The sequence below is a fragment of the Actinacidiphila bryophytorum genome, from assembly GCF_016916835.1.
Classification (GTDB): domain Bacteria; phylum Actinomycetota; class Actinomycetes; order Streptomycetales; family Streptomycetaceae; genus Actinacidiphila; species Actinacidiphila bryophytorum.
Genome location: NZ_JAFFIX010000028.1, coordinates 43,576 through 69,225, shown reverse-complemented (window position 1 = coordinate 69,225; position 25,650 = coordinate 43,576). Strand labels below are relative to the sequence as shown.

Genomic DNA, 25,650 nt, shown 5'->3' with positions numbered 1-25,650 from the left:
GGATGACGGGGGCGCCCGGCACCGCCGCGGGCGCGGCTTTCCGCCAGTTCGTCCTGAAGATGCACAGCCGGTGCGACCTGGCGTGCGACCACTGCTACGTCTACCAGCACGCCGACCAGAGCTGGGCCGCCCGTCCGCGGGTGATCTCCGAGCGGATCGTGGACGCGACGGCCGCACGTATCGCGGAGCACGTCGCGGCGCACCCGGAGATCCCCCGGGTCCACGTCATCCTGCACGGCGGCGAACCGCTGCTCGCCGGCCGCGCCCGGCTGGCGCGTACCGCCGCCGTGCTGCGGGGCGCGCTGGACGGGCTGTGCGAGCTGGACCTGCGGATGCAGACCAACGGGCTGCGGCTGGACGAGGACATGTGCGCGATGCTCGCCGCCGAGGGGATCAGCACCGGCATCTCGCTCGACGGCGACCGCGCCGCCAACGACCGGCACCGTGTCCGGGCCGACGGCACCGGCTCCTACGACGCGGTGGTCCGCGCGGTGCGGCTGCTCGGGTCGCCGCGCCACCGCAGGGCGTTCGCGGGGCTGCTGTGCACGATCGACGTGAACAACGACCCGACCGCGGTCTACGAGGCGCTGGCCGCACTCGAACCGCCCCGGGTGGACTTCCTGCTGCCGCACGCCACCTGGGACCACCCGCCGGCGCGCGACCCGACGCGCCCCGCGGCGTACGCGCGCTGGCTCATCGCCGTCTACGACCGGTGGACCGCCGACCGGCGGCCTTTCCCCGTGCGGCTGTTCGACTCGCTGGAGGCGGGCAGGGACGGGCGGGAGTCCTTCACCGAGTCGCTGGGACTCGGCAGCCCCGACCTGGTGGTGGTGGAGACCGACGGCGAGATCGAGCAGGCCGACTGGCTCAAGACCGTGGCGCCGGGCGCGCCCGGCACCGGTTTCCACGTGCTGCGCAACTCCTTCGACGAGGCCGCGGCCCACCCGGGTTTCCTGGTCAGGCGGCAGGGCCTCGACGGCCTGTCAGCGACCTGCCGCGACTGCTCGGTGGTACGGATCTGCGGCGGCGGGCTCTACGGCCACCGGCACCGCGCCGGCAGCGGGTTCGACAACCCCTCCGTCTACTGCGACGACCTCTTCCGGCTGATCGGCCACGTCCTTGAGGCGCCGCGCCCGCGCCCGCCCGCCAGGCCGCATGTGCTGACCGCCCGCGGCTTCGACGCGATCGCGGCGGGCGGCGGCGACAGCGAGGCGCTGCAGGCGCTGGCCGCGGCCGAACTCAGCGCCAGGCGCGCGCTGGTGGGGGCGGTGTGCGGGCGCCACCCGGGACCGGAGGCCGACCTGCTGACCCGGCTGGACCTGGCGCACCCGCGGGCGGCGGCCGACGTCCTGCGCCACCCGTATCTGGGCCTGTGGGCGGTGCGCGCGCTGGAAGGGGAGCTGGACGGGCCGGCGGTCCGCGGGCGGCTCGCGGAGATCGCGACGGCGGTGGCGTATGCCGCGGGGGAGGAGCTGCGGGTCGAACTGGTCCCGCAGGACGGGGCGTTGCACATCCCGGGCGCCGGGCGGCTGACCGTGCCCGACGACCTGGCCCGGGTCGTTCTGGCCGTGAGGCGGCGGGAGTTGCTGCTGCAGGCCGGCCTGCACCTGCCGCCGCAGCCGGTGACCGGTGCGCTGCGGCCGGGATTCGGCTGGGAGCCGGTGCGCAGGATCGACGCCGGCGCCTTCCGCTTCCTGGTCGAGGACGGGGACCCCTTCAGGGACGGCTACGGCACCGCTGCGGCGCCCAGGCTCGGCGACGAGGAATTCGCCCGGTGGCAGCGGGCGTTCGGCGAGGCGAGCCGGCACATCCGGCTGCGGTACGGGCGGCTGGCGCCGGGAATCCGCACCGTCGTGACCGCATGCACACCGCTGGCGGGGGAAGGTCCCCAGGGGGCTGTGGCCGTGAACCCGGCTGCTTTCGGTGCCCTCGGCCTGGCGCTGCCGGACAGTGCCGCGGACCTTGCCGGGCTTACCGCAGAAGGAGTGCAGCAGGTGAAGTTCAACGCCCTGTTGGACCTGTTCGACCTGGCGGGCAGTCAGGCGGCGGCCGAAGGCCTCAGGTCGGTGTATCTCGGCCGGTCGGCGGCGTCGGCGATCCGCGACGACGGCCTGACCGCCCTCGGGCGCCGGGTGGCCGCGGGCCTGCGGGGCTGACGGGCGATGTTCACCGCGGACGACCTCACCGCGGACCTGCGAAGGCTCGGCCTGGGCGCCGACGCGGACGCCGGCCGGCGGGTGCGCCATGTGCTGGTGCACGCGTCGCTGCGCTCGGTCGGCCCGGTGTGCGGGGGCAGCCGCACCGTGGTGCGCGCGCTGCGCAAGGCGCTCGGCCCGCACGGCACCCTGGTGGTGCCGACGTTCACCGAGCGCAAGTCGCTGACGTCACGCGCCCACATCGGAATGACCGTGGGCCTGACGGATGCTCAGGCCGTGACCTACCGTGAGCGGATGGACCCGTTCGACGCCGCCGCCACACCCTCCGAGGGCATGGGGCGGCTCGCCGAGGAGGTGCGCCAGACGCCGGGCGCCCTGCGCAGCCGCCACCCGACGACGTCCTTCGCGGCGATCGGGCCGCTGGCCGGCCGTATCACCTCGGGCCACGCGCTGGACTGCCTGCTCGGCGAGTCCTCGCCGCTGGCCCGGCTGTACGAGGCCGGTGCGCACATCCTGCTGCTGGGCGTCGGCTTCGAGGTGTGCACGGCCTTCCACCTGGCCGAGTACCGGGTCCCGGCACCCGCGCGGCGGCGCTACTACTGCCGGGTGGCGGGCGAGGGCGGTCCGCGCTGGGCCGCCTTCAGCGACGTGGACCTCGACGACCGCGACTTCGGGCAGCTGGGCGCGTGGGTCGCCGGGCGCACCAAGGGCGGCCGCCCCCTGGTGACCCGCGGGCGCTTCGGCGACGCGCCGGCCCGGCTGCTGCCGCTGGCGCCGGCGGTGGACGCGGCGGTCAGCTGGATGACGGCCCGCCGCGCCGCGGTCCGGGTGGCGGCGGAGGCCGAGGAGAGCGACAGTGCCTGAGAGCCTCTTACCGCGCAGGAGCCCGCAGAACCCGTACGGCTTCCTCAGCTACGGTCGCACCCCGCAGGTCAAGGACGGTCACCGGCCGCCCGACACCGGGCTGATCCGGCTGCACGACCGGCTGTCGGAGGACGTCATGGCGCTCACCGACCTCCAGGTGGGGCGCACCCCGGTCTACCTCGACCGGCGCACCCGGCTCGGCTCGGGCTGGAAGGACGAGCTGAAGCGGCACCTGGCCGAGTGCCAGGTGCTCATCCCGGTGCTCTCGCCGCGGCTGTTCGCCAGCAAGTGGTGCGCCGTGGAGTGGCAGTGCTTCGAGCTGCGCCAGCAACTCCAGCGCGACAAGGGCACCTTCACGCGCAACGCGGTGGTGCCGGTGCTGTGGACGCCACTGCGTTACCGCGACATCCCCAGCCCCTACTCGGACCTGCAGTACACCCACGAGGGGATGGGCCACGCGTACGCGGCGGGCGGCCTGTTCAGCCTGCTGTCCAACGGCCGGCACACCACCTTCAACCGGGTGGTCTACCAACTGGCCATGACCGTGGTCGACGTGGCGGTCAGCGCCCGCCTCGAACCGTGCGACCCGGCACTCTTCGACGACATCTTCGACTCACTCGACAGCTCCGCCGGGCAGGAGTAACCGATGCATGACAGCCGATCCGACGCGGACGTCGGCGACGCGTCTCCGTACTTCTTCCTCAGCTACGCCGCCACCCCCGCACCCGGCCACGTGCCGGCCGAGCGCCCGCTGCCCGACAAGAACGTCGCCGAGTTCTACGCCGACCTCAGCGCCGAGGTGACCCGGATGTCGGGCACCAGGGCGCGGATGCCGGTCGGCTACGTCGAGGCGCCGGGCCGGGACCGGGCGCAGACCGACCGGGCGCTGTCGCGCTGCCACAGCTTCGTCCCGCTGGTCTCCCGGCGCTACTTCACCGACACCGACTGCGGACGGCAGTGGTACGGCTTCACGCACCGCTCGCCGGCCGGCGCACTGCTACCGGTGCTGTGGACACCGGTCCCGACGACCGCCCGCCCGGTGGTCGTCGACCTCGAACTGCCCGTTCCGCAGCCGCCGGCCACCGCGACCGAGGTCGATCCGCAGACGCTGGAGCTGTACGCGCAGGACGGCCTGTACGGGCTGCGGCAGGACACCGACCACGCGGCGGCGTACGCCCAGTGCGTACGGCGGATCGCCCAGTGCGTGGTGCAGGCCGCACGGCGGGGCCGCGGACCGGGCTGGGCGGCGCGCGAGCCGGCGCCGACGGCGGAACTGCCCGACGCGTTCGCCATCTCGCCGCTGCACCCACTGGGGATCGCCGTGCTCGCCCCCGACATCGACCACCTGCCGCCCGGCCGCTCCGACGTCAAGTACGGGCGCGGGCCGCGCGACTGGCAGCCCTTCAGCGACACACTCGGCACCTCGCTGGCCGAGCGCACCGCGGGCCTGGCCCGCAACCTCGGCTTCGCGCCGACCGTGTGCACCTTCGAGCAGGCCGAGCCGGTGCTGCTGGGCCGCACCCAGCCCACCGGCCCCTGGGTGCTGATTCTCGACCCGTGGGTGCTGCACGACCCGCGGGCCGCGGAACGGCTCGCCGCCTTCGACGCCCTCGACCTGCCGTGGGTCACGGTGCTGACCCCGCTGGCCGACGACCCGCAGACCCGGGAGCACCAGGGCGAACTGGCGGCGCGGCTGCGGGCGGTGCTGCCGCGGCGGCTGGCCCGCGGGCGGGCCATACAGCGCGCGGCGGTGGCGGGGATCGAGAACATCGAGGCCTTCAACTCGCGCTTCATGGAGCTGGCCGACAGCGCGGCTCAGCGCTACCTCAGCCGCGCTCCGCTAGCGTCGCAGCCCAGGTCCTCTTCACCGCACACCGAGCAGCAGGGCGACCAGGAGGCCCAGTCGTGACCCGCACCACCGCGAACCGCCAGGACGGCAGGATCGTCACCTTCTACAGCTACAAGGGCGGCACCGGCCGCACCATGGCGCTGGCCAACGCCGCCTGGATCATCGCCTCGCAGGGCAAGCGCGTCCTGGTGGTCGACTGGGACCTGGAGGCGCCGGGCCTGGACCGCTTCCTGCGGCCCTTCCTCGAACCGGACGCGCTGCACGACCGGCCCGGTGTGCTGGACCTGATCAACGACTACATGCTGCGGGTGCCCGAGGTGCTGGGCGGTGTGAGCCCAGGACCCGAGGCGATGCCGCGCCTGGAGGCCTGGATCACCAGCCAGGCCGACATCACCCAGGCCGTCTCGCCGGTGAACTGGAGCTTCGCCGGCGGCGGCCTGCTGGACTTCATCTCGGCCGGCCGCCAGGACCGCAACTACTCGTCGATCTTCTCGCAGTTCAACTGGAACGTCTTCTACGAGGACCAGTTCGGCGGGCAGTTCCTCGACGCGCTGTGCCGGCAGTTCCGCCGCGAGTACGACTACGTGCTGGTCGACAGCAGGACCGGCCTCAGCGACATCTCCGACATCTGCACCATCCACTTCCCCGACGTCCTGGTGAACTGCTTCACGCACAACGACCAGAGCATCGAGGGCGCCGCCGCGGTCGCCCGCCGGGTCGAGGACACCTACGGCGACCGCAGGATCCGCATCCTGCCGGTGCCGATGCGGGTGGAGGACTCCGAGGCCGAGCGCCTGGAGGCGGCGAGGGCCAAGGTGCGGCTGACCTTCGACCAGTTGCTGGCCCGCACCGGCGGGGTGGACCTGCGCCGCTACTGGGGCCAGGTCGAGGTGCCGTACAAGCCGACGTACGCCTACGAGGAGATCCTGGCGACCTTCCGCGACGAACAGGGCACCCCCGCCTCGCTGCTGGCGGCCTGCGAGCGGCTGACCGAGGTCATCACCGAGGGCGAGGTCACCGCGCTGGCGCCGATGAGCGAGGAGGAGCGGCAGCACTACCTCAAGACGGTGGTGCGGCGCCGGCCGCCGGACCCCACGCATGTCTTCCTCAGCCATGTGCCCGAGGACCAGATGTGGGCGGACTGGATCACCCGGGTGCTCAGCGAGGCCGGTTTCACCGTCGGCGACGCCCGCTCCCAGGACGGGGCGGGGGCCGGGGTGCCGCTGCGCGACGACACCGACAGCAAGGTGCGGGCCGCCTCGCGCACCGTCGCGATCCTGTCCGCGACCTACCAGAAGTCCCCGCAGGCCAGGGCGGTGTGGGAGGCGGTGGCGGCCACCGACCCGATGGGGTCGCGGCGCGCGCTGGTCCCGATCAAGGTCGGCAACATCCGGCTCGACCACCCTTTCTCCGACCGCACCCCGGTGGACCTGAGCGCCCTCAACGAGGACTCGGCCCGCAAGGCGCTGCTGCGGGCGATGGACGCGCCGACCGAGCAGCGCGAGCACCCCGCCGACGCCACCGAGGGCCGGCCCCGCTACCCCGGCGCGGAACCACCGGTGTGGGCCGCGCCGGTGCGCAACCCCGCCTTCACCGGCCGCGAGGAGCTGCTGGAGAGCCTGCGCGACCGGCTCACCGAGGCCGGCACCGCGACGCTGCTGCACGGCATGGGCGGTGTGGGCAAGTCCCAGCTGGCCATCGAGTACGCCTACCGCTACCGCGCCAACTACGACGTCGTGTGGTGGATCGAGGCCGAGTTCGGCGACCTCGCGCTGCGCCAGTACTCCGAGCTGGCCGGACCGCTCGGCCTCGCCGACCGGGACAGCATCAGCGCCACCGCCGACGCCGTACGCGACGTGCTGCGCCGCGGCGAGGTGTACGACCGGTGGCTGCTGATCTTCGACAACGCCACCACGCCCGAGTCGATCGAACGGCTGCTGGTCAACCGGCCCGGCGGGCACGTGGTGATCACCACCCGCAACGAGGGCTGGGCGCAGATCGCCGCCCGCGTCGAGGTCGAGGTCTTCACCCGCGCCGAGAGCGTCGACCACCTCTCGCACCGGGTCTCCGCGATCAGCGCCGAGGAGGCCGACGCCGTCGCCGACGCGCTCGGCGACCTGCCGCTGGCCATCGACCAGGCCGCGGCCTGGCTCAACGAGACCGGCGAGGAGGCGGCGGTCTACCTCAGCCTGCTGGAACAGCAGCTCGCCGACCTGACCGCGGGGCAGGCGGCGGCCGACACCTACCCGCTGCAGATCGGCGCCACCTGGAACCTGTCGGTCCAGCAGCTCAACTCGCCGGTGGCGCACCGGCTGCTGCAGATCTGCGCGCACTTCGGCGCCGACCCGATCTCGCTGGACCTGCTGCACGGCAGGGAGATGACCGACGCGCTCAGCGCGCTGCAGCCCGCCAGCGAGGGCACCGCCCTGGTCTCCCGCGCCACCCAGCAGCTCAGCCGCTACGCCCTGGCCAAGGTCGACCGCAAGAGCCGCAGCCTCCAGGTCCACCGGCTGGTGCAGGCCGCCGTCCGCGCCTCGATGACCGAGGAGGAGCAGTCCGCGGCCCGCGGCACCGTACGCAACGTGCTCAGCGGCGCCAGGCCCTCGGAGGGCGACGTGGAGCGCCCGGAGAACTGGCCGCGCTACAACACCATCTGGCCGCACCTGAAGACCCCGTGGATGCGCCTGTCGCTGGACGACCGCATCCGCCGCCTGATGACCGAGTGGCTGCGCTACCTGCGCACCCGCGGCGAGTACGACGAGGCCGTCGAGCTGGGCGAGGAACTGCTGGTGCGCTGGGACAAGGAGGCAGGACCCGACGACCGGTGGACGCTGCACCTGCGCTTCCAGATCGCCAACGTGCTGCGCTCCCAGGGCTGGTACGAACGCGCCCTGGACATCGACCGGGACGTGATCGCCCGGCAGCGCGCCACCCTGGGCGACGACGACTCGCAGACCCTGATGACCGCCGGCAGCCTCACCGCCGACCTGCGGGCCGTCGGCCGGGTCCGCGAGGCGCTGGACATCGACCGCGAGACCTTCGACCGGTCCGTGGACCTCTTCGGCGAGGACCACCCGCGCAGCCTGGTCGCCGCCAACAACCTCGCGGTGTCCATGCGGATGGCCGGCGACTGCTACTCGGCCCTGGACGTCGACAGCGGCAACCGGGACTACCGCTCCGAGACGCTGGGCCACGACCACCCCTACACACTCGCGTCGGTGATCAACCTCGGCCGCGACCAGCGCTCCTGCGGTGACTACGAGTCCTCCGCGCACACCCTGCGCAGCGCCTACAACACCGCGTGCGCGCAGCCCAACCTCGGCCCCGAGTCGCCCTCGGCGCAGGAGGCGGCGAAGGCGCTCGCGGTCACCCTGCGCCGGCTCGGCATGCTGAACGAGGCGATCGAGCTGAGCCAGGGAGTGCTGGACAACTGCCGCCGCAGGCTCGGCGACGACTCACCGGAGACGCTGGTGGTGCGCCTCGGCCTGGCCGGGCACCTGGCCGCGGCCGAACGCCACGACGAGGCCTACCAGGAGACCGCGGAGCTGCTCGGCAAGTTCCGCAGGGCGCTCGGCGACAGCCACCCCAACACCCTTGCCTGCGCGGTCAACCACGGCATCAACCTGCTCAACACCGACCGCGTCCACGAGTCGTTGGCGCTGTGCGAGCAGTCCAGCGCCTCGCTGAAGAAACTGCTCGGCGCCGAGCACCCGTTCAGCATGAACTGCCTGGTGAACCTGGGCAACGCCAATGCGGCGCTGGGCAATTCCGAGCAGGCCGAGGCCCACTACCGGGAGGCGCACGCCGCCCTGCACGCCAGCCTCGGGGGCGACCACCCCTCGACGCTCACCTGCGTGGCCAACCTGTCGATCCTGCTGCTGGAGACCGACCGGGCGGCGGAGGCCGAGCAGCTGGCCGGAGCAGGGCTGGACGCCATCGCCCGCAAGCTCGGCCCCAAGCACCCCCGGGTGGCCCGGCTGCGCAGCGGCCAGCGGGTGGGCCTGGAGCTGGACCCGCACCCGGTGTGACCGTGCCCCGCGGCACGACCCGCTCCCCGGCGCCGGGGGCGGGTCACGCGGTACGGGTCAGGCCGTCCTGGCGGCGGCGTCCTTGCGCGCCTGGTCCTTGAGCCAGCCCAGCACCCGCGGCAGCACGGAGACGGCGTCGAAGTGCGCCGCCGAGGGCTGCAGGATGACCGTGGCCCGCGGGATGCGGCCGGCCAGCCACTGGAAGTGCCCGACGGGCGAGAACACGTCCCGCTCGCCGTGCCACAGCAGCGTCGGCACGGTGATGCCGGCCGGGTCGAAGCCCCACGGCTTGCAGAAGGACACCGCGTCGTCGATCCAGCCGTCGGCGCTCTCGCCGACGCCCATCAGGAAGTTCTGCTTGAGCATGCCCCGGATGCCGGCGTCCGCCACCACCCGCCGGTCGACCGCCTGCATCTCCTCGTCGAGGCCCGACAGCAGCGAACCCGGGTCGGCCTTGATGGCGTCCGCGTTCTGCACCAGCGTGGTCTGCAGCTCTTCGAGGTTCTCCCGGGCGTTGCGGTACTCGCGCACATTGGACTTGGTCATGCCCTCGAACCAGTCCAGCTCGGGGGCGTCCGGCGGCGCCAGGCTCACCAGGACGCCGGCGCTCAGCACCCGCTCGGGGTGCAGCGCGGCGCAGGCCAGCGCGTGCGGTCCGCCGCCCGAGCGGCCCACGACCGAGAAGCCGCCGAGCCCGAGGTGGTCGGCGATGGCCACGACGTCGTCCGCGGCATGTGCCACGGAGCGGTGCGCCAACCGGGTGGACTGCCCGTAGCCGGGGCGGTCGTAGGCGATCAGGCGGATGCCGAGCTGGTAGAGCACCATCGAGCGCGGGCGCGGACCCTTGCGGCTGCCGGGGGTGCCGTGCAGCAGGAACACGGGGTGTCCCTGCGGGTCGCCCCAGGAGTCGAAGACGAGTTTCCGCTTGTCCGCGGTGAGTGCCGTACTCGCCACGCCCGGCCTCCAGTCCACCTGCGTCGTAGGTGCCGAAATCCTCTCAGACCAGGAGGCACCATTGAGCCAGGATGCAGCGCGTCGGGCCGCGCGTCACTATCGGCGTCGCGAGTCGGCCGGATTACGCCAGATTACGTCGGGTGGGCGGCCCTGCCCGGCTCGACGGCCAGGGGACTACCGCCCGGCGTCGCGCCCTGCGTGCTTGTCCCTGATCCGGGCCGCCTCCTTGCGCACCTCGGCCTGCGTGGCGCGCTCGCGCCGCAGCCAGTCGGGGCTGCGCTGCTTCAGCTCGTCGATCTGCGCGGTGGTGAGCGGCTCGGTGACGCCGCCGCGGGCCAGGCCCGCGATCGACACGCCCAGCTTCGCCGCGACGACCGGACGCGGGTGCGGGCCTTCCCTGCGCAGGTCCTGCAGCCACTGCGGCGGGTCGGCCTGCAGCGCGTTCAGCTCGCTGCGGGACACGACACCCTCCTGGAACTCCGCGGGGGTGGCCTGGAGGTACACACCCAGCTTCTTCGCCGCGGTCGCGGGCTTCATCGTCTGGGTGGTCTTCTGCGACGTCATGCCGTCAAGGGTAACGAGCGCGTACGGCGGCCCCGACCATCGCGGATAGCCTTGGCGGGTGACAGGCTCGCAGGCACCCTCCCCCTTCCGGCTCGCCTACGTACCCGGCGTGACGCCCGCCAAATGGGTGCGGATCTGGCAGGAGCGGCTGCCCGACGTCCCGCTCGACCTGGTGCCGGTGCCCGCGGGCGAGGCGGCGGAGCTGCTGCGCGCCCGGGGCGCCGACGCCGGGTTCCTGCGGCTGCCGGTCGACCGGACGCAGCTGAGCGCGATCCCGCTCTACACCGAGACGACGGTCGTCGTGGCCCCCAAGGACCACCTGGTGGCGGCCGTCGAGGAGGTCGCGGCGGCCGACCTGGCAGACGAGGTCGTCCTGCACCCGCTGGACGACACCCTCGGCTGGGAGCGGCCCCCTGGCCGCCCCGCGCTGGAGCGCCCGGCGACCACCGCCGACGCGATCGAGCTGGTCGCCGCAGGGGTGGGCCTGCTGGCCGTCCCGCAGTCGCTGGCCCGGCTGCACCACCGCAGGGACCTCACCTACCGCCCGCTCACCGACGCCCCGCAGTCCCAGGTGGCGCTGTCCTGGCCCGAGGACGCGACCACCGACCGGGTCGACGACTTCATCGGCATCGTGCGCGGCCGCACCCCCAACAGCACCCGCGGCCGCTCCCGGGCGCCCGAGCCGGAGAGGGAGCAGAAGCAGAAGCCGAAGCCGAAGCCCAAGGCGCAGGCCAAGCCGCGGAAGCCGCAGCAGAAGCCCGCCAGGTCCGGCGCCCCCCGCCCCGCCAAACGCGGCAAGCCCCGCCGCCGCTCGTAGGTCCCGGGGCCGGCCTCACTCCCCGGCGGGGAAGAACACCTCGGCCACGTGGTGGGTGTCGGCGTACTCCCGGATCGCGGTGATGAGCCCGTTCTCGACGGTGAAGACGCCCAGGCAGCGGTTGCGGTAGGCGGCTCCGGCCGCCGTGGTGCCCTGCGAGGTCCACTCGGCGACGACCTGGGCGCCCTCGGCGACGACGCCGGTCAGCGCGATCACCAGCGGCACACCGGGCGCGAAGCGGGCGCCCATGCCGCCGAGGAAGTCGTCCACGATGCTGTCGCGGCCCTTCCAGACCCCCGATATCGGCAGGCTGCCCGGGTAGTCCCAGGTCGCGTCGGGCGCGAAACTGGCGCGGACCACGTCGAGGTCGCCGTCGCGCACGGCCTCCACGTAGCGGACGACGACGGCCTTCGGATCGAGCGGTGCGGTGCTCACTGCGGTGCTCCCCTGAACGGTGGCGGACGGCCCTGCGGCCCTTGCGACCAGCCAATACCGCGGCCCGCGGCCCGTCCAACAGCTTGTCGGGCGCCGGCGACAACCACGGGTTGTCGCCGCCCGTCGGCCCGGCCGCCCGCCCGGGAACCACACCCGGGCCTGCCCTCGTCGTCACCTGGGGGACCACCGGCGGCGCAGGCGACGGACGCAAGGGGAGGACCGGATGACCGGGGAGGCAGCGGACGGGGAGGCGCGGGTCGTGCGGTGGGGGCTGTTCGTCGAGGAGACGACGGTGATGCACAACCGCTACGAGCCGCGCGAGCTCTCGGAGTTCACCGGGACCCGGCAGGAGGCGCTGGCCCGGCTGGAGGAGCACCTGCGGGAATTCCTGGCGTACAACCCGCAGGACACCGCCAGGATCAGGATCTACCGCACTGCCGACGGCTTCTTCTCCATGCGCGACCGCGGCGGCCTGCGCGCCCGCGGCGCCCGCTTCTCCGTCGGCGAGCTGATCAGCGACACCGACGACGCGAAGAAGGCCGCCGCGGCGCGGAAGCAGGCGGCGAAGGAGGCGAAGGCCGCCGAGCGCAGGGCCAGGCGGGAGCGGCGCCGCATGCCCGTCGAGGACGACTGAGCGGGCCTGCTACGCCCGCGCGTCGCGGGCCTCCCGGCAGGCGGCCGCATAGCCGCGCACCAGCGGGTCCGCGCTGCCGCGCGGCCAGGCCAGCGCGAAACGGCTCGGGCTGATGCCGCGAACCGGCCGGGTCGTGACACCGCCCAGCATGATCAGCGGGGCGTTGCCCGCCGCGACCACGACCACCCCGAGCCCGGCGACCAGCGCCTCGTACGTCTCCTCCGTGCTCGCGACCTCCGCGCCGACCCGGGCCGGGCGGCCCGCCCTGGCGTCGGTGGCCAGCCAGTAGTCCCGCAGCGGCCCCGCGGCGGCGGGCAGTGCGAGGAAGGGCTCGTCCAGCAGTTCCGCGAAGTCGACGCTGTCGCGGGCCGCGAGCCGGTGGCCGTCGGGCATCGCTACCAGTCGCGGCTCCTCCGCGACCACCAGCAGGTCGTAGCGGTCCTGGTCGGGCAGCGGCAGCCATACGTACGCCACACCGCTCGTGCCGTCCGCGAGCCCCGCCGTCGGGTCCTCCCAGCTCACCTGCCGCAGCCGCAGCGCCGCCTCCGGGTGGGCGGCGGTGAAGCGCGAGCGGACCGCGGGCAGCAGCCCGCCGCGGCCCGGGCTGGTGCTCATTCCCACCACCAGGGTGCTGCCCTGCGCGGCCTTGGCGCTGCCGACCGCCGCCCAGGCCGCGTCCCACTCGGCCAGCACCCGCTGGGCGTGCGGCAGCAGGGCCGCGCCGACCGCGGTCAGCGCGACGCCCTGCCGGTCCCGGTCGAAGAGCGGCGCCCCCAACTGCCGCTCCAGCGCCCTGATCTGCTTGCTCAGCGCGGGCTGCGAGACGAAGAGCCGCTCGGCGGCCCGGGTGAAGTGCAGCTCCTCGGCGACCGCGGCGAAGTAGCGCAGGTCCCGGCAGTGGACGTCCATAACCATCGGCTATCACGAAGGGTCTTGGACGGGCAAGCCGCCCCGGCCGCAAGGTTGGTGATGCGGGCGGGAGACACCGCCGCAAGTGAGCATGAGGAGCGGGCAATGAACAAGGTGTGGCTGGTCACCGGTGCGAACAGCGGGTTCGGGCGGGCCATCGCCGAGGCCGCGGTGGCCGCGGGCGACGTGGTGGTCGGCGCCGCACGCCGGGTCGCGGCACTCGACGACCTCGTCGCCGCGCACCCCGACCAGGTCGAGGCGCTGGCGCTGGACGTCACCGACACCGCGGCCGTCGACGCGGCCGTCGCCGACGTGCTCGCCCGGCACGGCAGGATCGACGTCCTGGTCAACAACGCGGGCCGCAGCCACATCGGGGCCTTCGAGGAGACCGGCGACGCCGAGCTGCGCGACCTCTTCGACGTCCACGTCTTCGGGCCCGCGGCACTGGTACGCGCCGTCCTGCCGTCGATGCGGGCGCGCAGGTCGGGGGCCATCGTCCAGATGAGCAGCATGGGCGGCCAGATGTCCTTCGCGGGCTTCTCCGCCTACAGCGGCACGAAGTTCGCCCTTGAAGGCATGACGGAGGCGCTGGCGCAGGAGGTCGGCCCGCTGGGCATCAAGACGCTGATCGTCGAGCCGGGGGCCTTCCGGACGTCGTTGCTGGCCAATCTGACGGCCAGCCCGGAGATCGCCGACTACGACTCGACCGTCGGGGGGACGCGTGCCATGGCCGCGAGCAGTGAGGGCTCGGCGCCCGGTGACCCCGCCAAGGCCGCGGCCCTCATCCTTGAGGCCGTCGCCTCCCCGGACGCGCCGCTCCGCCTCCCCCTCGGCGACGACGGCGTCACCGCCGTCCTGACGCACCTCGACCAGGTCCGCGACGACGTCGCCCCTTGGGAGAAGCGAGCCCGTTCCACGGGGTTCGACGCCTGAACAGCCACCTGCGGTGAGCTGTCGACTCTCCCGCCGTCGTGGCTGGTCGCGCAGTTCCCCGCGCCCCTAAAAACGGTCACCCTCCTCCGAGAGGGCACCCCCAGGGGCGCGGGGAACTGCGCGCTCAGCCACGGCGGTGGGGAGAAGGCGACGCCACCGCAAGGGGCAATCGCCTTCTCCCCTGAGCCAGGCGGCTAGCTCAAGCCGTGGTGGAGGGTGGAGATGAGTTCGCCGTCGGGGGTGTCGCCGTCCAGGGACCAGGCCATCGCACCGCCGAGGTGCGCGGACCTGATGTACGCGGCCTTGGCGGCAAGGACCTGCGGATCGTCGTAGGTCCAGAAGTTCGTACCGTCGTACAGCCACGCGAAACCGTTCCTGGTGTCGCGGTGGACCGCGTACGTCCCGGACTCGGCGAGAGCCTTGAGCGCGTGGTAGTCCTCGTTGCCGGCCTGCCAGGTGGCGGGGGCCGGCCCGGTGGAGGGCTGGAAGAGGCCCGCCGTGCCGCCGTCGGGGACGCCGGTCCAGCCCTGGCCGTAGAAGGGCACGCCGAGGACGAGCCGGCGCGCGGGGGCGCCGCGGTGCAGCCAGTCCCCGATGGCCTGCGTGTCGCTGAAGTCGTTCGGCACCGGCGAGTTGCGCGGCGCGCGCAGCGCGGACTGCTGGTTGGTGCCGGTCTCGTAGGGGCCGTGGAAGTCGTAGCCCTGGACGGTGCCGAAGTCCAGGTACTTGAAGATCTTCTTCACCTCGAACCCGGCGTCGATCTTCGCCGGCGCGGCCGGCAGGAAGGCGGTGAGGTCGTAGTGCTTGCGGGTGTGCCGCCCGTAGGCGTCCAGCTGCTTGCGGAACTCGGCCGCCAGCGCGGTGAAGTTCTGCTTGTCCTCGGGCCGGTAGACGGTGTCGGTGTCGCCGGAGGAGCCGGGCCACTCCCAGTCGATGTCGACGCCGTCGAAGATCCCGGCGGCGGAGCCGGGGCCGCCCTTGCCGTCGAGCAGCGGGAGGTCGCCCTTGATGAAGATGTCCAGGCAGGAGGAGACAAATGCCTGGCGGGAGGCGGGGGTTCTGGCGGCGTCGGAGAAGTGCGTGGACCAGCCCCAGCCGCCGATCGAGATCAGCACCTTCAACTTGGGGTTCTTGGCCTTGAGTTCGCGCAGCTGGTTGAAGTTGCCTGCCAGCGGCTGGTCCGCGGTGTCGGCGGTGCCGTCGACGGAGGTGGCGGCGTCGACCGGGTGCTGGTAGTCGGCCCAGGCGTCGCCCTCGCCCGCGACGTTCGCCTCGAAGCACTTGCCGTCGGCGCCGATGTTGGCGAACGCGTAGTTGAGGTGGGTGAGTTTGCCTGCGGTGCCGGAGGTCTGGACGTTCTTCACCTGGTAGTTGCGGGCGTAGATGCCCCACTGGGTGAAGTAACCGACGCTCTTGTAGGAGGGTTTGGCGGGGGAGTGCCCGCCGTGGGCCTGCGCGGTGCTGCCGCCGGTGACGGCGGGCAGGACGGCGACCAGCGAGAGTGTGGCGGCCGTGGCGGCCATACGGCCGAGAATTCGTCGACGCATGGCGCAGAAAGTATTGGTCTGGACCAATAACGGTCAAGGGGAACGACGGAACGCTTTCCGCCGGTTGTGCGCCTGCGGGACCGTTGCAGGGTCGTGGCGGAACCGTCGCCGGTCCCGCCCTCCGGCTGTCACCTGCGGACCGTAAACTCCCCGGGTGGACATACCCCCGCCGCCTCCGCCGCCGCCGTCGCCCGACGGTGTGCCGCCGCCCGGCCAGCCGTCGTACCAGGACACCCCGCCGTACCAGCCGCCGCCGTATCCGCAGCCCGGGTACCAGCAGCCGGCGAACCCGTACGCGCAAGCGGAGCCGGCCCAGAACCCGTACGCGGCGCAGAACCCGTACGCGACCCCCTACCCCGGCGCGCAGCCGCAGCAGCCGGCGTACGGCTACCCGCCCGCCGGTCCCGCGATGTACCCGGGGCAGCAGGGCTGGTACGCGCAGGAGCGCTCGACCAACGGCATGTCGATCGCCGCGCTGGTCGTCGGCATCCTGCCCTGCATCCCCTTCCTCGGGCTGATCTTCGGCCTGGTCGGGCTCAAGCAGGTCAAACGGCGCGGCGAGCGCGGCAAGGGCATGGCGGTCGCCGGCATCACGCTGTCCAGCCTGTGGACTGCGGGGCTCGCCACGATCATCGTGCTGGCCGCGGTCGGCGTGATCGGCGACGGCAACACCCGGGTCGTGGACGTCAAGGCCGGCCAGTGCTTCAACACGGTCGACGCGAGCCTGTCGGACTTCGGCACCGACAACGACACCCGCTCCTCCACGGTGGACGTCGTGGACTGCACCGAGGCGCACGACGCCGAGGCCTTCGCGGTCTACGAGATCCAGTCGGGTTCCGACGACCCCTACCCCGGGGTCGACGGGGTCAGCCGGGACGCGGAGAGCAACTGCACCAAGTACGCCCGCACGTACCTGGACGGCAAGCCGACGACCGACGACCGGCTCTACCTCTACCTGCCCTCGCCCGACAACTGGGCGCACCACGAGCGCTCGGTGACCTGCTTCTTCGGCTGGCCCGACGGCAAGGTGACCGGCTCGGTGAAGGGCGGCCACAGCCCGTCGGCCGGCGACTCCGGCGGCAGCGACGGCTCGGACGACGGCTCCGACGGCGGGGACTCGGGCGGCTCGGGCGTCGGGGTCTGAGCCGGCGCCGGGGCCGGCGTGCGCGGAGTGTGACGCTCGGGGCAGGGCTTGCGGTCGAGTACTAAGGGTTGCGAAGCTGTCGCGGACAGTCAACCCCTTGGGAGGGGCGCCCGTGGCATTCGGTGAGCAGCCCGCGTACCTGCGCGTCGCCGACGATCTGCGCCGCAAGATCCTCGACGGCACGCTTCCCCCGCACGCCCGGCTCCCGTCGCAGGCGAGAATCCGCACCGAGTACGGCGTCTCGGACACCGTCGCGCTCGAAGCGCGCAAGGTGCTGATGGCCGAGGGCTTCGTCGAGGGCCGCTCGGGGTCCGGCACGTACGTGCGCGAGCGCCCGCGGCCCCGCCGTGTCGTCCGCAGCGGCTACCGGCCGGCGGGGCCGTCCACGCCCTACCGGCAGGAGCAGGCGGACGAGGGCAGCAAGGGCAGCTGGGAGTCGCGCAGCGTGCAGGACACGGCGACGCTCGACGTCGCCGAGCGGCTGCGGATCGAACCGGGCGAGCGGGTGATGCGCACCCACTACCTCTTCCGCACCGAGGGCGAGCCCGCGCTGCTGTCGACCTCGTGGGAGCCGCTGGCGCTCACCGGCCGCACCCCGGTGCTGCTGCCCGAGGAGGGGCCGGTCGGCGGGCAGGGCGTGGTGGCCAGGATGGCGGCCATCGACGTGACGGTGGACCACATGGCCGAGGAGGTCGGCGCGCGGCCGGGCCTGGCGGCCGAGACCGCGGCGCTCGGCGGGGTGCCGGGGCACCTGGTCATCGAGATCCGGCGCACGTACTACGCCTCGGGGCTGCCGGTGGAGACCGCCGACGTGATCATCCCGGCGGAGAAGTACCGGGCGGTCTACCACCTGCCCGTACGGTGAGTTGACGGGGCGTCGACTTCTGGTCGAACGGATGGCCTGATCGGTTCCTCTTCGTGTCAATGCGTACCCGCGCTGTGAACCTCGGGCGTAGGGTCGGGCATATGCGCATCGCCGTTTCCTCGGACATGGATGAGCCGATCGCCCGGCAGGCCGTCGAAGAGCTGCGCCGCCGCGGCCACGCGGTGGAGGTCTTCGGCGCGCTCCGCGACGGCGACCGGGCCGACTGGGCCTGGAGCGCCGAGGCCGCGGCGCGCGCCGTCGCGTCCGGAGCGGCCGACCAGGCGGTCGTGTGCTGCTGGACGGGCGCCGGCGCGTCGATGGCGGCCAACAAGGTGCCCGGCGTCCGCGCGGCGCTGTGCGGCGACGCCTACTCGGCGCGCGGGGCGCGCGTGTGGAGCGACGCCAACGCGCTGGCGCTCAGCCTGCGCCTGCTGTCCGGCGGACTCCTGGGCGAGATCCTCGACGCCTGGTTCGACGCGGCGGCCGACGGGGACCGCGACGCCCAGGACCGCGCGAACATCGCGCACCTCGGCGCGATCGAGTCCGCCCCCTCCGCGCCGGGCGCCCCCGATGCGCCGCCCGCCCCCACCGTGAAGAGCGCCCCCGCCGCCGGCCCGTCCGCCGGCGGCGCAAGTGAAAGGTCATGAGCCGATGACGTCCGACCTCGTGTGGGTCCTCATACGCCAGGACGACGGGGCCAACCGCTACCGCGTCGGCCGGTACGCGACCCGGGCCGAGGCCGAGCGGATCGCCGACCAGCTCGACGGCCGCACCCGGCAGCGCGGCCAGGAGCAGGGCGCCGACCGGGAGCGGCGCTACGTCATCGAGCGCATCGCCCCGCGGATGGCCCAGGCGTGAGCCAGGCCCCGCTGGTGGTGGGCGGCGCCGTGCTGTCCGCCGGGCGGCTGCTGGCCGCCCGCCGCACCGCCCCCGCGGCGCTCGCCGGGCGCTGGGAGCTGCCCGGCGTTCATTAGGCAAGTCGGTTGTCGGGATGCGTGTTGTCGCCAGGACATCCGGGTTGCTGGTCGACCTTCTGCCGCCAGATAGGGTCTCTTGCGGCGGTGCTGAGCGAGAGGGAAATGGGGCGTTCCCGTGCTGATCGACACGGTGGCCTGGGTGCGGATCGAGAACGGCCACATCTTGTGCGCCCGCCCGCGCGGGAAGGACGTCTTTTTCATCCCGGGCGGCAAGCGTGAGGGTGCCGAGACCGACCTGGAGACCTTGGTGCGAGAGATCGAGGAGGAGCTGACGGTGTTCCTCGACCCAGGGACAGCCGTCCATGTGGGCACGTACGAGGCGCAGGTGCCGGGGCTGTCAGAGGCCACGGTGGTGCGTATGGCCTGCTACACCGCCGACTACCAGGGGGAGTTGGTCCCGAGTAGCGAGATCGCAGAGGTCGCCTGGTACTCCTACGCGGCTCGGGATCTTGTGCCCCCCGTCGACCAGCTGCTCTTCGATGATCTGAGGGCCGCGGGCCACCTGGTGGCGCCTTCCTGAAGTGCCGGGCCGCGCTCCGGCGAACTCGCCTGCCACGGTGGGGTTGGGGAGCCCGACAGGGGCAGGCGGCACTTAGGAATCCGTCCTCAGGCCGAGAGCGCTGTGCTGCACGACCCCGGCGGGAACGTCCGCGTTTCCCGACCTCTTGCGAGCCAGGTCCACGAATTGCGAGCGGAGTTCTGGCGAAGGTTCTCCGAGAACGATCGTACTGAGCACCAGTTCGAGCATGAGGCAGTCGTACTCATCGTCCTGATTGCGGTAGCGCTCCGGGTCACGTTCCACCATGGCCTCGGCGATCCGCCAGCCACCGCCGTCGGCCGGGGAAAAGATCGCTTCGAAGATCCCACGGCCTGTCCAGCTCCGATGCAGGAAGACAACAGCGCCCTCGGCGAAGACGTCCCACTTCTCGTCCATGCCCCGAGAGCGGTAACCGATCTGGATGCGGCCCCAGTTCTCGTCTGACCAGATACGGCGCGGGAGGAGCGGCATCGGATGAGGGGCGACGATTGCCTGGAGGCGATCGGCAAAAGTAGCTCGGGTAACGCTTTCGTCAGCTGGCATGCCCGCGATCCTACGGAGGATGCTGCCCTCGGCGAGGCGGCTCAGGCACGCGGCCCGGGACGCCTGCGGGGCGGCAGGGCTGTGACCCGAGAGGGCCCGGGTTCTTCGCGAGCCGCGTACAGTTCCAGGTCCAGTTCGGCAACGAGACGGCGGAGGGCCGCGGTGATCTCGCGTTCCCTGGCGAGTGCGGACAGGGCTGCCGTGAGTCTCTCCTTCAGCCCGGCGTTCTCATCGGCCAACGACTGGGCGAGGGCAGGTGTGTGCTGCCGGGCTCGCGCGCGTGCCTGGAACTCCTCGACGAGGTCCTTGTGGTCGCTGTAGGCGACGTCTCGCCGCAGGCCGGATTCACGCAGTAGCTCGGTGACGGTGAGACGGCCGGACTCCGAGTGCAGTGGGGTGCCTTCCAGAAGGCGGTCGGCGGCAGCTCGGAGCGTGGAGCGTTCGGCGCTTAGGTCGCGGGGGCGGCGGGCGGTCATGCCGGAGCTCCTTCGGTGCGGTCTTGCTCGTGATGGCGGATGAGCGAGGTGATGCGTTCGGCCTGTGCCGTGGCCCGGTCACGCAGGGGCCGGGGTGTCAGCGGGTCGGATGCTGCCGCCTCCCAGTCGCGGAGATCCTGCTTGCGGTGGGCGATGTCCCGGTCGGTGAAGGCGAGATTGGTGCAGCTGGACCGGCACTCGCTCTCCTCGGGGCCTGCCGGTTCTGGCAGCCCCTGGGCCAGGCGCGAGGCGCGGCAGGCGGCCGTCTCGGGCCGCCAGACGCAGGTCATGCCCTCGCCGTGGTGCACCTGGGGATCCGTGCCTGCCAGGAGGCGCGCGGCGCTGCGAGGGCTGATGACTGTGCGGCCGGGGAATTCGGCTGCGCAGGTGACCCTGCGGCGGTACTCGTCGGCAGACGGTCCACTGACGTGCTCGCCTGCCGCAAGTCTCTGGGCGTCCTCGCTGATCTGCTCCAGGATGAGTTCGAGTTTCTCGACAGCGACATCCTGCAGCCACTCGGTGTCGGGGGCGCCCGCGTAGTTGAGCGTCACCTTGGTGTCGACGTGGCCGTATTGGAGCGCCGCCGCAATGAGGCCGCGCGGGCGGCGCACGATGAACCGAGCCAGAGTGCGGCGGAAGCGGCTGGCGTTGAGCTTTCCAGCCGGATCGTCGGGGATGGGCGCGCTTCCGTCGGCACGGCGGAAGGACTGATTCACCCAGGCGGCGAAGTCAGCGATGTCCCGATTGACTGCGCTGCAGGTGCGAGCATGCGTCGCGGAGGGGCGGAAGCTGCCCGCACGAAGCTGCGCCGGGAAGAGATAGGGCTGGTCGTGTAGCGACTCCAGCAACGCGATGGCGTCGTGCACGGCATCGACGACTACCCAGGGGCGCGCGGGTTCGACCCGATCGGGGGTGTCGGGCGCGCGGTCGTAGCCCTTGCCGCGGTGACCGTGGACGACGAGTTGCCCAGTCGCCTCGTCCGTGCCGCGGCACCCGCGGCGCAATGACAGCACCTCTCCGGGGCGCATCCCGGACAAGTAGCAGACGACGGTGAACAGCGCCCCGTTCAGCCGACGCCATAGTCCGGGCAGCTCCCCGACAGTGAGGGGAGCGTCACGCCATGGGCGTCCCTGGATCTGCCCGGTGACAGCGCCCACCGAGCTGCGCTCGGCGACGACCAGACCCTGTCGGGCCAGCCAGCGCTTTTGGGTCGGGCTGAACTGGCTTTTGTCGTCCAGGCCGATGAGCCGCAGCACGTGGCCGTAGTTGATCTGGGGTCCCTCGGGGCCGGGCGTTCCCGGCAGCGGTGTGCCGGTGCGGCGGCAGAAGTCCACGTAGGTGTGCAGGCGGGGACCCGCGGTCCCGGAGTAGATCGCTTGGGAAGGGTGTTCTCCCCGGCACAGCTGGGTGTACTCGTGCCAGGCATCGCGGACGTCCGGGCCGATCTGCTCCACCATGAGCAGCGACCAGGCGAGCAGGGCCTCCATGGTGGCGTCATGGATACGGGGACGCTTGTTCTCACCGCCTGCCGACCGCAGGCCGACGAGTTCGTTGGCGCTCCGCCCCGGCCACGGGAATTGCGCATTGAGGCGGCATGCGATGGGCAACACGTCGCGGAAGAGCCAGAGGGTCCGCACCGCGCCAAGGACGTCCGCCTTCCGTCCGAGCGACATGGTCGTCCCGAGGACGTGGCTCAGGTACGTGTCGAGGTCGTGGTCGGTGATGTTGCTGATGTGCCTGAAGCCCCGGCTGTGCATCCAGCGGGCGAACAGTTGCAGGTCGCGGAGGAGTCCTGGCATCGAGCCGATCCCGATGTATTCGGCGGACCGTTGAAGGCCAGTCGGCTCCACCGGCTGCGGATGGTCGAGCGCGGCCAGGAGGACGGTGCGGAACTGGCGGCGGAGCGGTTTCGGGAAGACGAGGAGGTTGAGGCTGCTGATGCCGGTGTGGGCGTCACGGTGAGCGGGGCGGATGTTCCATACGTCGTCGCCGAAGCGGGACAAGCCGGCGGTGTCCGTGCCGAGCCTGACGGGCCGATTGCGCAGTACGGGAACGTCGTCGTCGGGCCAGGGCACGGGAGAGTCCGCAGCCGGGACCTGGAGGTGAGCGGGGATGGTCATCGCACGTCGGTCCGTCCGTCCAGCAGGGAGGTGATCAGCGTGTGGTGCCGGTCGGTGGCCGAGCCGCGTGCGTGCTCGCGTTCGGCCGCGCTGTAGTGGCCGAGGATGTCGCTCAGCCGGGCCAGGGGAGTCGCGTAGCGCATGTCCCACAGTGCCGGGTCCATGTTGGGCCGCAGCGCCTCCAGCCGATCGTGCAATGCGACCTGGATCGGCAACTGGTGCGGCAGAGCCCGTGCGTTCGGGCAGTTCAGGCAGGAGTGCAGGAACGATGCCGGGCACGCGACGCCGGGCGGAGCATGCGGGCTGTCGCGATGATCCCTGCAGGAGACGACGGCTGTGTCCAGCTCGCCCGACAGCATGTTCTTCAAAGTGGTTGGTTCGAGCCCGGCCTCGGCTGCTGCGGTATCCAGCTCTTCGGCTGCCAGGTCGAGCAGACGGGAAGGGAGTACGACGACTTTCGCGGCCTCCCGCGCCTTGCCGACCTCCTCGTGCAGTGCCTCGGCGACCACGTGCTTGCTCTGGTCACGGACCGTCCGGCTACGTCGCAGGTAGTGGTCGCGCAGTGTCCTCGTCGCGTGCGACACGGGGCGGCGCTGGATCTCCAGGGCGGTCTGGCGGATGCGGCGCACGTCGATGCCGGGCGGACCGTCTTCGCGGGCCAGCTTGGCCGGCGGGAAGCCGCGGGTCCTGGCCCAGCGCTCTACGCGGATCTCGTCCGACCACAGAGCGTCCGACTTCGTCGGATTGGCGAGCCGGCGGTGGACGAATGCCCCAGTCAGCCCACTGATCAGGCGTGCGGGCGAGGTCAGTTCCAAGAGGAGTTCGTAGATTTGCAGTGGTGAGTGGAACAGGGGCTCGTCTTCCTGTACCCGCTCCAGCACCGTCCGCAGAGACACGGGAAGGTCCTCGACCGCTGCCACCCGCTGCTCACGATCCGGCCCGCGCCGCGGCTTCCGCTGCTCGACCAGAGCCACCGCCACGGCCCCATCGCCGCTGCCGTCGGGTCGCGCGTGTGCCGCAGGCCACTTCGCGACCGTTCCGATGTTCTCCGCCGTCAGGATGGACAGCAGCAGGGCGAAGGCGGTGGCCTCTTGCTGGGACAGCGTCAGCATGCGCACCAGCGCGGTCACGCCGCCGCATCGCTGGACTGCAGGCGTGCCTCCGCCATCACTCTGGCGGGGCAGATCGCCGGTTCGCGCGAACAGGTCCAGCAGGCGCGCTGGCTCGGCGTTAGGACTGTCCCCACCCAGGTCGCCGGCACGCAGCCGCTCAAGCAGGTGGATTCCGTTCCGGATCCGGTCCCGGCACAGCCGGACATCCCGCCGCAGCGCAGTCATGATCTGCTGCCAGTCGTCCTCGGAGTATGCCGTGACCTGCTCGGACACCTGCTTGACAGGCAGCCGGGTCTCGAACAGCTCGCGTCGCGCAGCTTCGGGGAGCTCCGTGCAGCCGCGCAACACGATCCGCAGACGGGCCACGCAGGTACGGCGGGTCTGCGGGTCCTCGTAGCGGGCCTTGAAAGCCTTGATGTGCCCGGCCGTGATGTCCGCCGGGCGCCCAGGTGACGGTTCGCAGTGAGCGAGTACACGGGCGAAGTCCCGCACGACCTGGTAGCCGGTGCGGAAGGATGTCGCTCGCTTCACGCCGCTGCGGGCACCCGCCCGCTCGGCCAGCCGCCGGACCAGCCAGTCCCGTACCGGTGGCGAGACCGGCAGGTCCGAGCAGTCGAACCGGACGGTCCGGCCCGTATTCTCCTCGCGGAACAGCACCACTGCCCCCGACACCCCGTCGGGCAGCCGTTCGGGGGGCGACCACCCGGACGGCGGGAGCGCCGCCCGGCGTCCGCCTCTCATCGGTCCGCCCCCGCTGCGACAACAGGACCCACGACCGAGCCGCCGTGCCGGGCGAAGATCCGCACGAGAGTGTCCACCCCCGACTTCTCATCGTCGTCAAGAAGCGCCATCAGGTAGCACACCTGCAAGCCGGTGAAGGGCTCCAGATAGTGGTCACGCGTGGTGTCGGGATGCTTGTGACCGAGCAGAACCGCCAACTGGAGCCAGATGTCGCCCAACTGGTCGCGGAAGTCCTCGATCTCGTCGGGGGAGAAACCCTCCAGGCGGCGTTCCTCCAGCAGCGACAGGATTGAGAACCACTTCAAGGCGAAGGAATGGCGGCACATGTGCGGCGTCGCCCACAGAGGGCACTCGCGCCGCACCTGCTCCCGCTGTTCCTCGCCCAGCCGCCCGTCAGGATCGGTCTTGCGCAGCCACGCCTCGGCCACCCGCCGGTTCGCGGCGTCGAAGGTGTCCTCCCAGCTGTGCGGCTTCTTCGGCAGCCCGTTGACCGACAGCCACACCCACAGCGGCTCCAGCCCCTGCTCGGTCCGGCGGAACAACAGGCGGCGGTCGTCAGGCGTCAGCTCGTCCAGGGCCACGATCTCCGAGCCGTCCGCGGTGATCATGTGCAGGCTCCGGGCGCGGGGGACGTGACCGGTGACGACACGCACGCCCGGCAGCCGCTCGTAGCGCCCCTGCCGCTGCGCGCGGCGGATCACCTCGGCCCGGGATCCCTCCAGCGGATCCAGGTAGCCCTCGACGGACTGCAGCACCCTCCGGGGAATCCAGTACGTGCGTCCGTCGCGGCCGCCCTTGGCGCACTTGGCCGCGAGCCACGCTGTGCCCATCCGCTCGCCGCCCGAGGCCGGAAGCTCCACATCGAGGATGCTGGCCCACTCGCGAAGCCGCAGCCCCGTCCCGTATAAGCCGTCTACGAAGGCGGTGTCCCGGTCCTCGTTGAAGCCGCCGGTCCGTCGGCCGGTTCGCCGCAGACCGTCGAAGCCGTAGCCGCGAAGCCCGATGTCCCGCCACTGCTCCAGCGCACCCCGCAGGAGCCACTTCACCTGGCGGCTCGACGATCCGGCCGGACGCAGCGGGTCACGTCGCCCGCGTCCGTACGCCTGCCGCGTAGCAGCCTCGTCGTCGGCACGCACGGTCGCCACCGGGTTCGTCGTGCCGAACCGGGAACTCGCCCAGGTGTAGAAGCTGTTGAGGCCGGCCCGATCTGTGTCGAACGAGGTGGCCCGTACCCGCTCGGAGTTTCGGGTGTCGGTGATGCGCCAGTCCTTGAACGCCTCGACGTCGTGGACCGTGGCCCGGTCCCAGGTCGTGCCGACGGCGTCCAGGAAGTCCAGCCACACCACGAGGGCGTAGGCGTAGCGCCGCCAGGTGCCGGGCTGGGAGGTGGCCATACGCCCCTCCCGGAAGAAGAGGTTGATCCGGGAATCCGGGCGGCCGGACG

At 72.2% G+C, this 25,650-nt stretch carries 22 protein-coding genes and 2 pseudogenes; 14 read left to right on the top strand and 10 right to left on the bottom strand.

Features of this window, described 5'->3' with window-relative positions; genetic code table 11:
* The first annotated feature begins 2 nt into the window (after positions 1-2).
* From JT723_RS35970 to fxsT, 5 genes are read left to right on the top strand one after another with little or no spacing between them, the layout of a single operon-like run.
* On the top strand, positions 3-2,156 hold the full coding sequence (locus tag JT723_RS35970) for an FxsB family cyclophane-forming radical SAM/SPASM peptide maturase (protein WP_205047996.1): 2,154 nt from the start codon (positions 3-5) through the stop codon (positions 2,154-2,156).
* A gap of 6 nt (positions 2,157-2,162) precedes the next feature.
* Positions 2,163-3,020, top strand: coding sequence for an AAC(3) family N-acetyltransferase (locus tag JT723_RS30030; protein WP_205047995.1), 858 nt, complete (start codon positions 2,163-2,165; stop codon positions 3,018-3,020).
* Positions 3,013-3,663, top strand: coding sequence for a TIR-like protein FxsC (locus JT723_RS30025; protein WP_205047994.1), 651 nt, complete (start codon positions 3,013-3,015; stop codon positions 3,661-3,663). Before JT723_RS30030 ends, JT723_RS30025 begins: the two co-directional genes overlap by 8 nt.
* A gap of 3 nt (positions 3,664-3,666) precedes the next feature.
* Positions 3,667-4,929, top strand: coding sequence for an FxsC protein (gene fsxC, locus JT723_RS30020; protein WP_205047993.1), 1,263 nt, complete (start codon positions 3,667-3,669; stop codon positions 4,927-4,929).
* Positions 4,926-8,897 (top strand): FxSxx-COOH system tetratricopeptide repeat protein, encoded by a 3,972-nt coding sequence (fxsT, locus tag JT723_RS30015; RefSeq protein ID WP_205047992.1) that lies wholly within the window; start codon positions 4,926-4,928, stop codon positions 8,895-8,897. Before fsxC ends, fxsT begins: the two co-directional genes overlap by 4 nt.
* A gap of 57 nt (positions 8,898-8,954) precedes the next feature.
* On the opposite strand, the gene JT723_RS30010 is transcribed toward fxsT, so the two are convergent.
* Both JT723_RS30010 and JT723_RS30005 read right to left on the bottom strand, forming a co-directional pair.
* Positions 8,955-9,851: an alpha/beta fold hydrolase gene (locus JT723_RS30010; protein WP_205047991.1), complete on the bottom strand. Its 897-nt coding sequence runs from the start codon at positions 9,849-9,851 to the stop codon at positions 8,955-8,957.
* Positions 9,852-10,025: 174 nt separating this feature from the next.
* Positions 10,026-10,415, bottom strand: coding sequence for a DUF5997 family protein (locus JT723_RS30005; protein WP_205047990.1), 390 nt, complete (start codon positions 10,413-10,415; stop codon positions 10,026-10,028).
* 58 nt (positions 10,416-10,473) lie between these two features.
* Between JT723_RS30005 and JT723_RS30000 the strand changes: the two genes are divergently transcribed.
* Entirely contained in the window at positions 10,474-11,232 is a 759-nt protein-coding gene (locus JT723_RS30000; protein WP_205047989.1) for a LysR substrate-binding domain-containing protein, read from the top strand.
* Positions 11,233-11,247: 15 nt separating this feature from the next.
* Here the strand turns inward: JT723_RS30000 and JT723_RS29995 are convergent, their stop codons facing one another.
* Positions 11,248-11,667: a nuclear transport factor 2 family protein gene (locus tag JT723_RS29995; RefSeq protein ID WP_205047988.1), complete on the bottom strand. Its 420-nt coding sequence runs from the start codon at positions 11,665-11,667 to the stop codon at positions 11,248-11,250.
* A gap of 223 nt (positions 11,668-11,890) precedes the next feature.
* On the opposite strand from JT723_RS29995, the gene JT723_RS29990 reads away from it, so the two are divergent.
* Positions 11,891-12,301 (top strand): hypothetical protein, encoded by a 411-nt coding sequence (locus tag JT723_RS29990; RefSeq protein WP_205047987.1) that lies wholly within the window; start codon positions 11,891-11,893, stop codon positions 12,299-12,301.
* Positions 12,302-12,310: 9 nt separating this feature from the next.
* Here JT723_RS29990 and JT723_RS29985 read toward each other — a convergent pair whose 3' ends face one another.
* Entirely contained in the window at positions 12,311-13,216 is a 906-nt protein-coding gene (locus JT723_RS29985) for a LysR family transcriptional regulator (protein WP_205047986.1), read from the bottom strand.
* A 99-nt stretch (positions 13,217-13,315) separates the two neighbouring features.
* Between JT723_RS29985 and JT723_RS29980 the strand changes: the two genes are divergently transcribed.
* Positions 13,316-14,143 (top strand): oxidoreductase, encoded by an 828-nt coding sequence (locus tag JT723_RS29980; RefSeq protein WP_205047985.1) that lies wholly within the window; start codon positions 13,316-13,318, stop codon positions 14,141-14,143.
* Between the two features lie 194 nt (positions 14,144-14,337).
* On the opposite strand, the gene JT723_RS29975 is transcribed toward JT723_RS29980, so the two are convergent.
* Positions 14,338-15,690 carry a glycoside hydrolase family 18 protein gene (locus tag JT723_RS29975; RefSeq protein WP_205047984.1) on the bottom strand — a complete coding sequence of 451 codons (1,353 nt, stop codon included), beginning with the start codon at positions 15,688-15,690 and terminating at the stop codon, positions 14,338-14,340.
* Between the two features lie 154 nt (positions 15,691-15,844).
* Here JT723_RS29975 and JT723_RS29970 point away from each other — a divergent pair, with 154 nt between their 5' ends.
* The 6 genes and pseudogenes from JT723_RS29970 (at position 15,845) to JT723_RS29945 (ending at position 19,196) form a co-directional block, all read left to right on the top strand.
* Positions 15,845-16,834, top strand: coding sequence for a DUF4190 domain-containing protein (locus JT723_RS29970; RefSeq protein ID WP_205047983.1), 990 nt, complete (start codon positions 15,845-15,847; stop codon positions 16,832-16,834).
* A gap of 112 nt (positions 16,835-16,946) precedes the next feature.
* Positions 16,947-17,699 (top strand): GntR family transcriptional regulator, encoded by a 753-nt coding sequence (locus JT723_RS29965; RefSeq protein ID WP_205047982.1) that lies wholly within the window; start codon positions 16,947-16,949, stop codon positions 17,697-17,699.
* A 101-nt stretch (positions 17,700-17,800) separates the two neighbouring features.
* Positions 17,801-18,241 (top strand): annotated as a pseudogene (locus tag JT723_RS29960) (RpiB/LacA/LacB family sugar-phosphate isomerase); the annotation flags it as partial.
* A gap of 109 nt (positions 18,242-18,350) precedes the next feature.
* The gene (locus JT723_RS29955) at positions 18,351-18,557 is read left to right on the top strand and encodes an SPOR domain-containing protein (protein WP_205047980.1); all 207 of its coding nucleotides are present in this window, start codon (positions 18,351-18,353) and stop codon (positions 18,555-18,557) included.
* A 14-nt stretch (positions 18,558-18,571) separates the two neighbouring features.
* Positions 18,572-18,664, top strand: a pseudogene (locus JT723_RS29950) (DNA mismatch repair protein MutT); the annotation flags it as partial.
* 127 nt (positions 18,665-18,791) lie between these two features.
* Positions 18,792-19,196 carry an NUDIX hydrolase gene (locus tag JT723_RS29945; protein ID WP_205047979.1) on the top strand — a complete coding sequence of 135 codons (405 nt, stop codon included), beginning with the start codon at positions 18,792-18,794 and terminating at the stop codon, positions 19,194-19,196.
* A 72-nt stretch (positions 19,197-19,268) separates the two neighbouring features.
* On the opposite strand, the gene JT723_RS29940 is transcribed toward JT723_RS29945, so the two are convergent.
* From JT723_RS29940 to JT723_RS29920, 5 genes are all read right to left on the bottom strand, one after another.
* Positions 19,269-19,685 carry a hypothetical protein gene (locus tag JT723_RS29940; RefSeq protein WP_205048041.1) on the bottom strand — a complete coding sequence of 139 codons (417 nt, stop codon included), beginning with the start codon at positions 19,683-19,685 and terminating at the stop codon, positions 19,269-19,271.
* Positions 19,686-19,798: 113 nt separating this feature from the next.
* The gene (locus tag JT723_RS29935) at positions 19,799-20,233 is read right to left on the bottom strand and encodes a hypothetical protein (protein WP_205047978.1); all 435 of its coding nucleotides are present in this window, start codon (positions 20,231-20,233) and stop codon (positions 19,799-19,801) included.
* Entirely contained in the window at positions 20,230-22,308 is a 2,079-nt protein-coding gene (locus JT723_RS29930; protein ID WP_251512398.1) for a site-specific integrase, read from the bottom strand. Before JT723_RS29930 ends, JT723_RS29935 begins: the two co-directional genes overlap by 4 nt.
* Positions 22,309-22,349: 41 nt before the next feature.
* The gene (locus tag JT723_RS29925) at positions 22,350-24,125 is read right to left on the bottom strand and encodes a hypothetical protein (RefSeq protein ID WP_251512400.1); all 1,776 of its coding nucleotides are present in this window, start codon (positions 24,123-24,125) and stop codon (positions 22,350-22,352) included.
* A gap of 77 nt (positions 24,126-24,202) precedes the next feature.
* Positions 24,203-25,600, bottom strand: a complete 1,398-nt coding sequence (locus tag JT723_RS29920) for a site-specific integrase (protein WP_240166395.1) — start codon at positions 25,598-25,600, stop codon at positions 24,203-24,205.
* Positions 25,601-25,650: the final 50 nt, after the last annotated feature.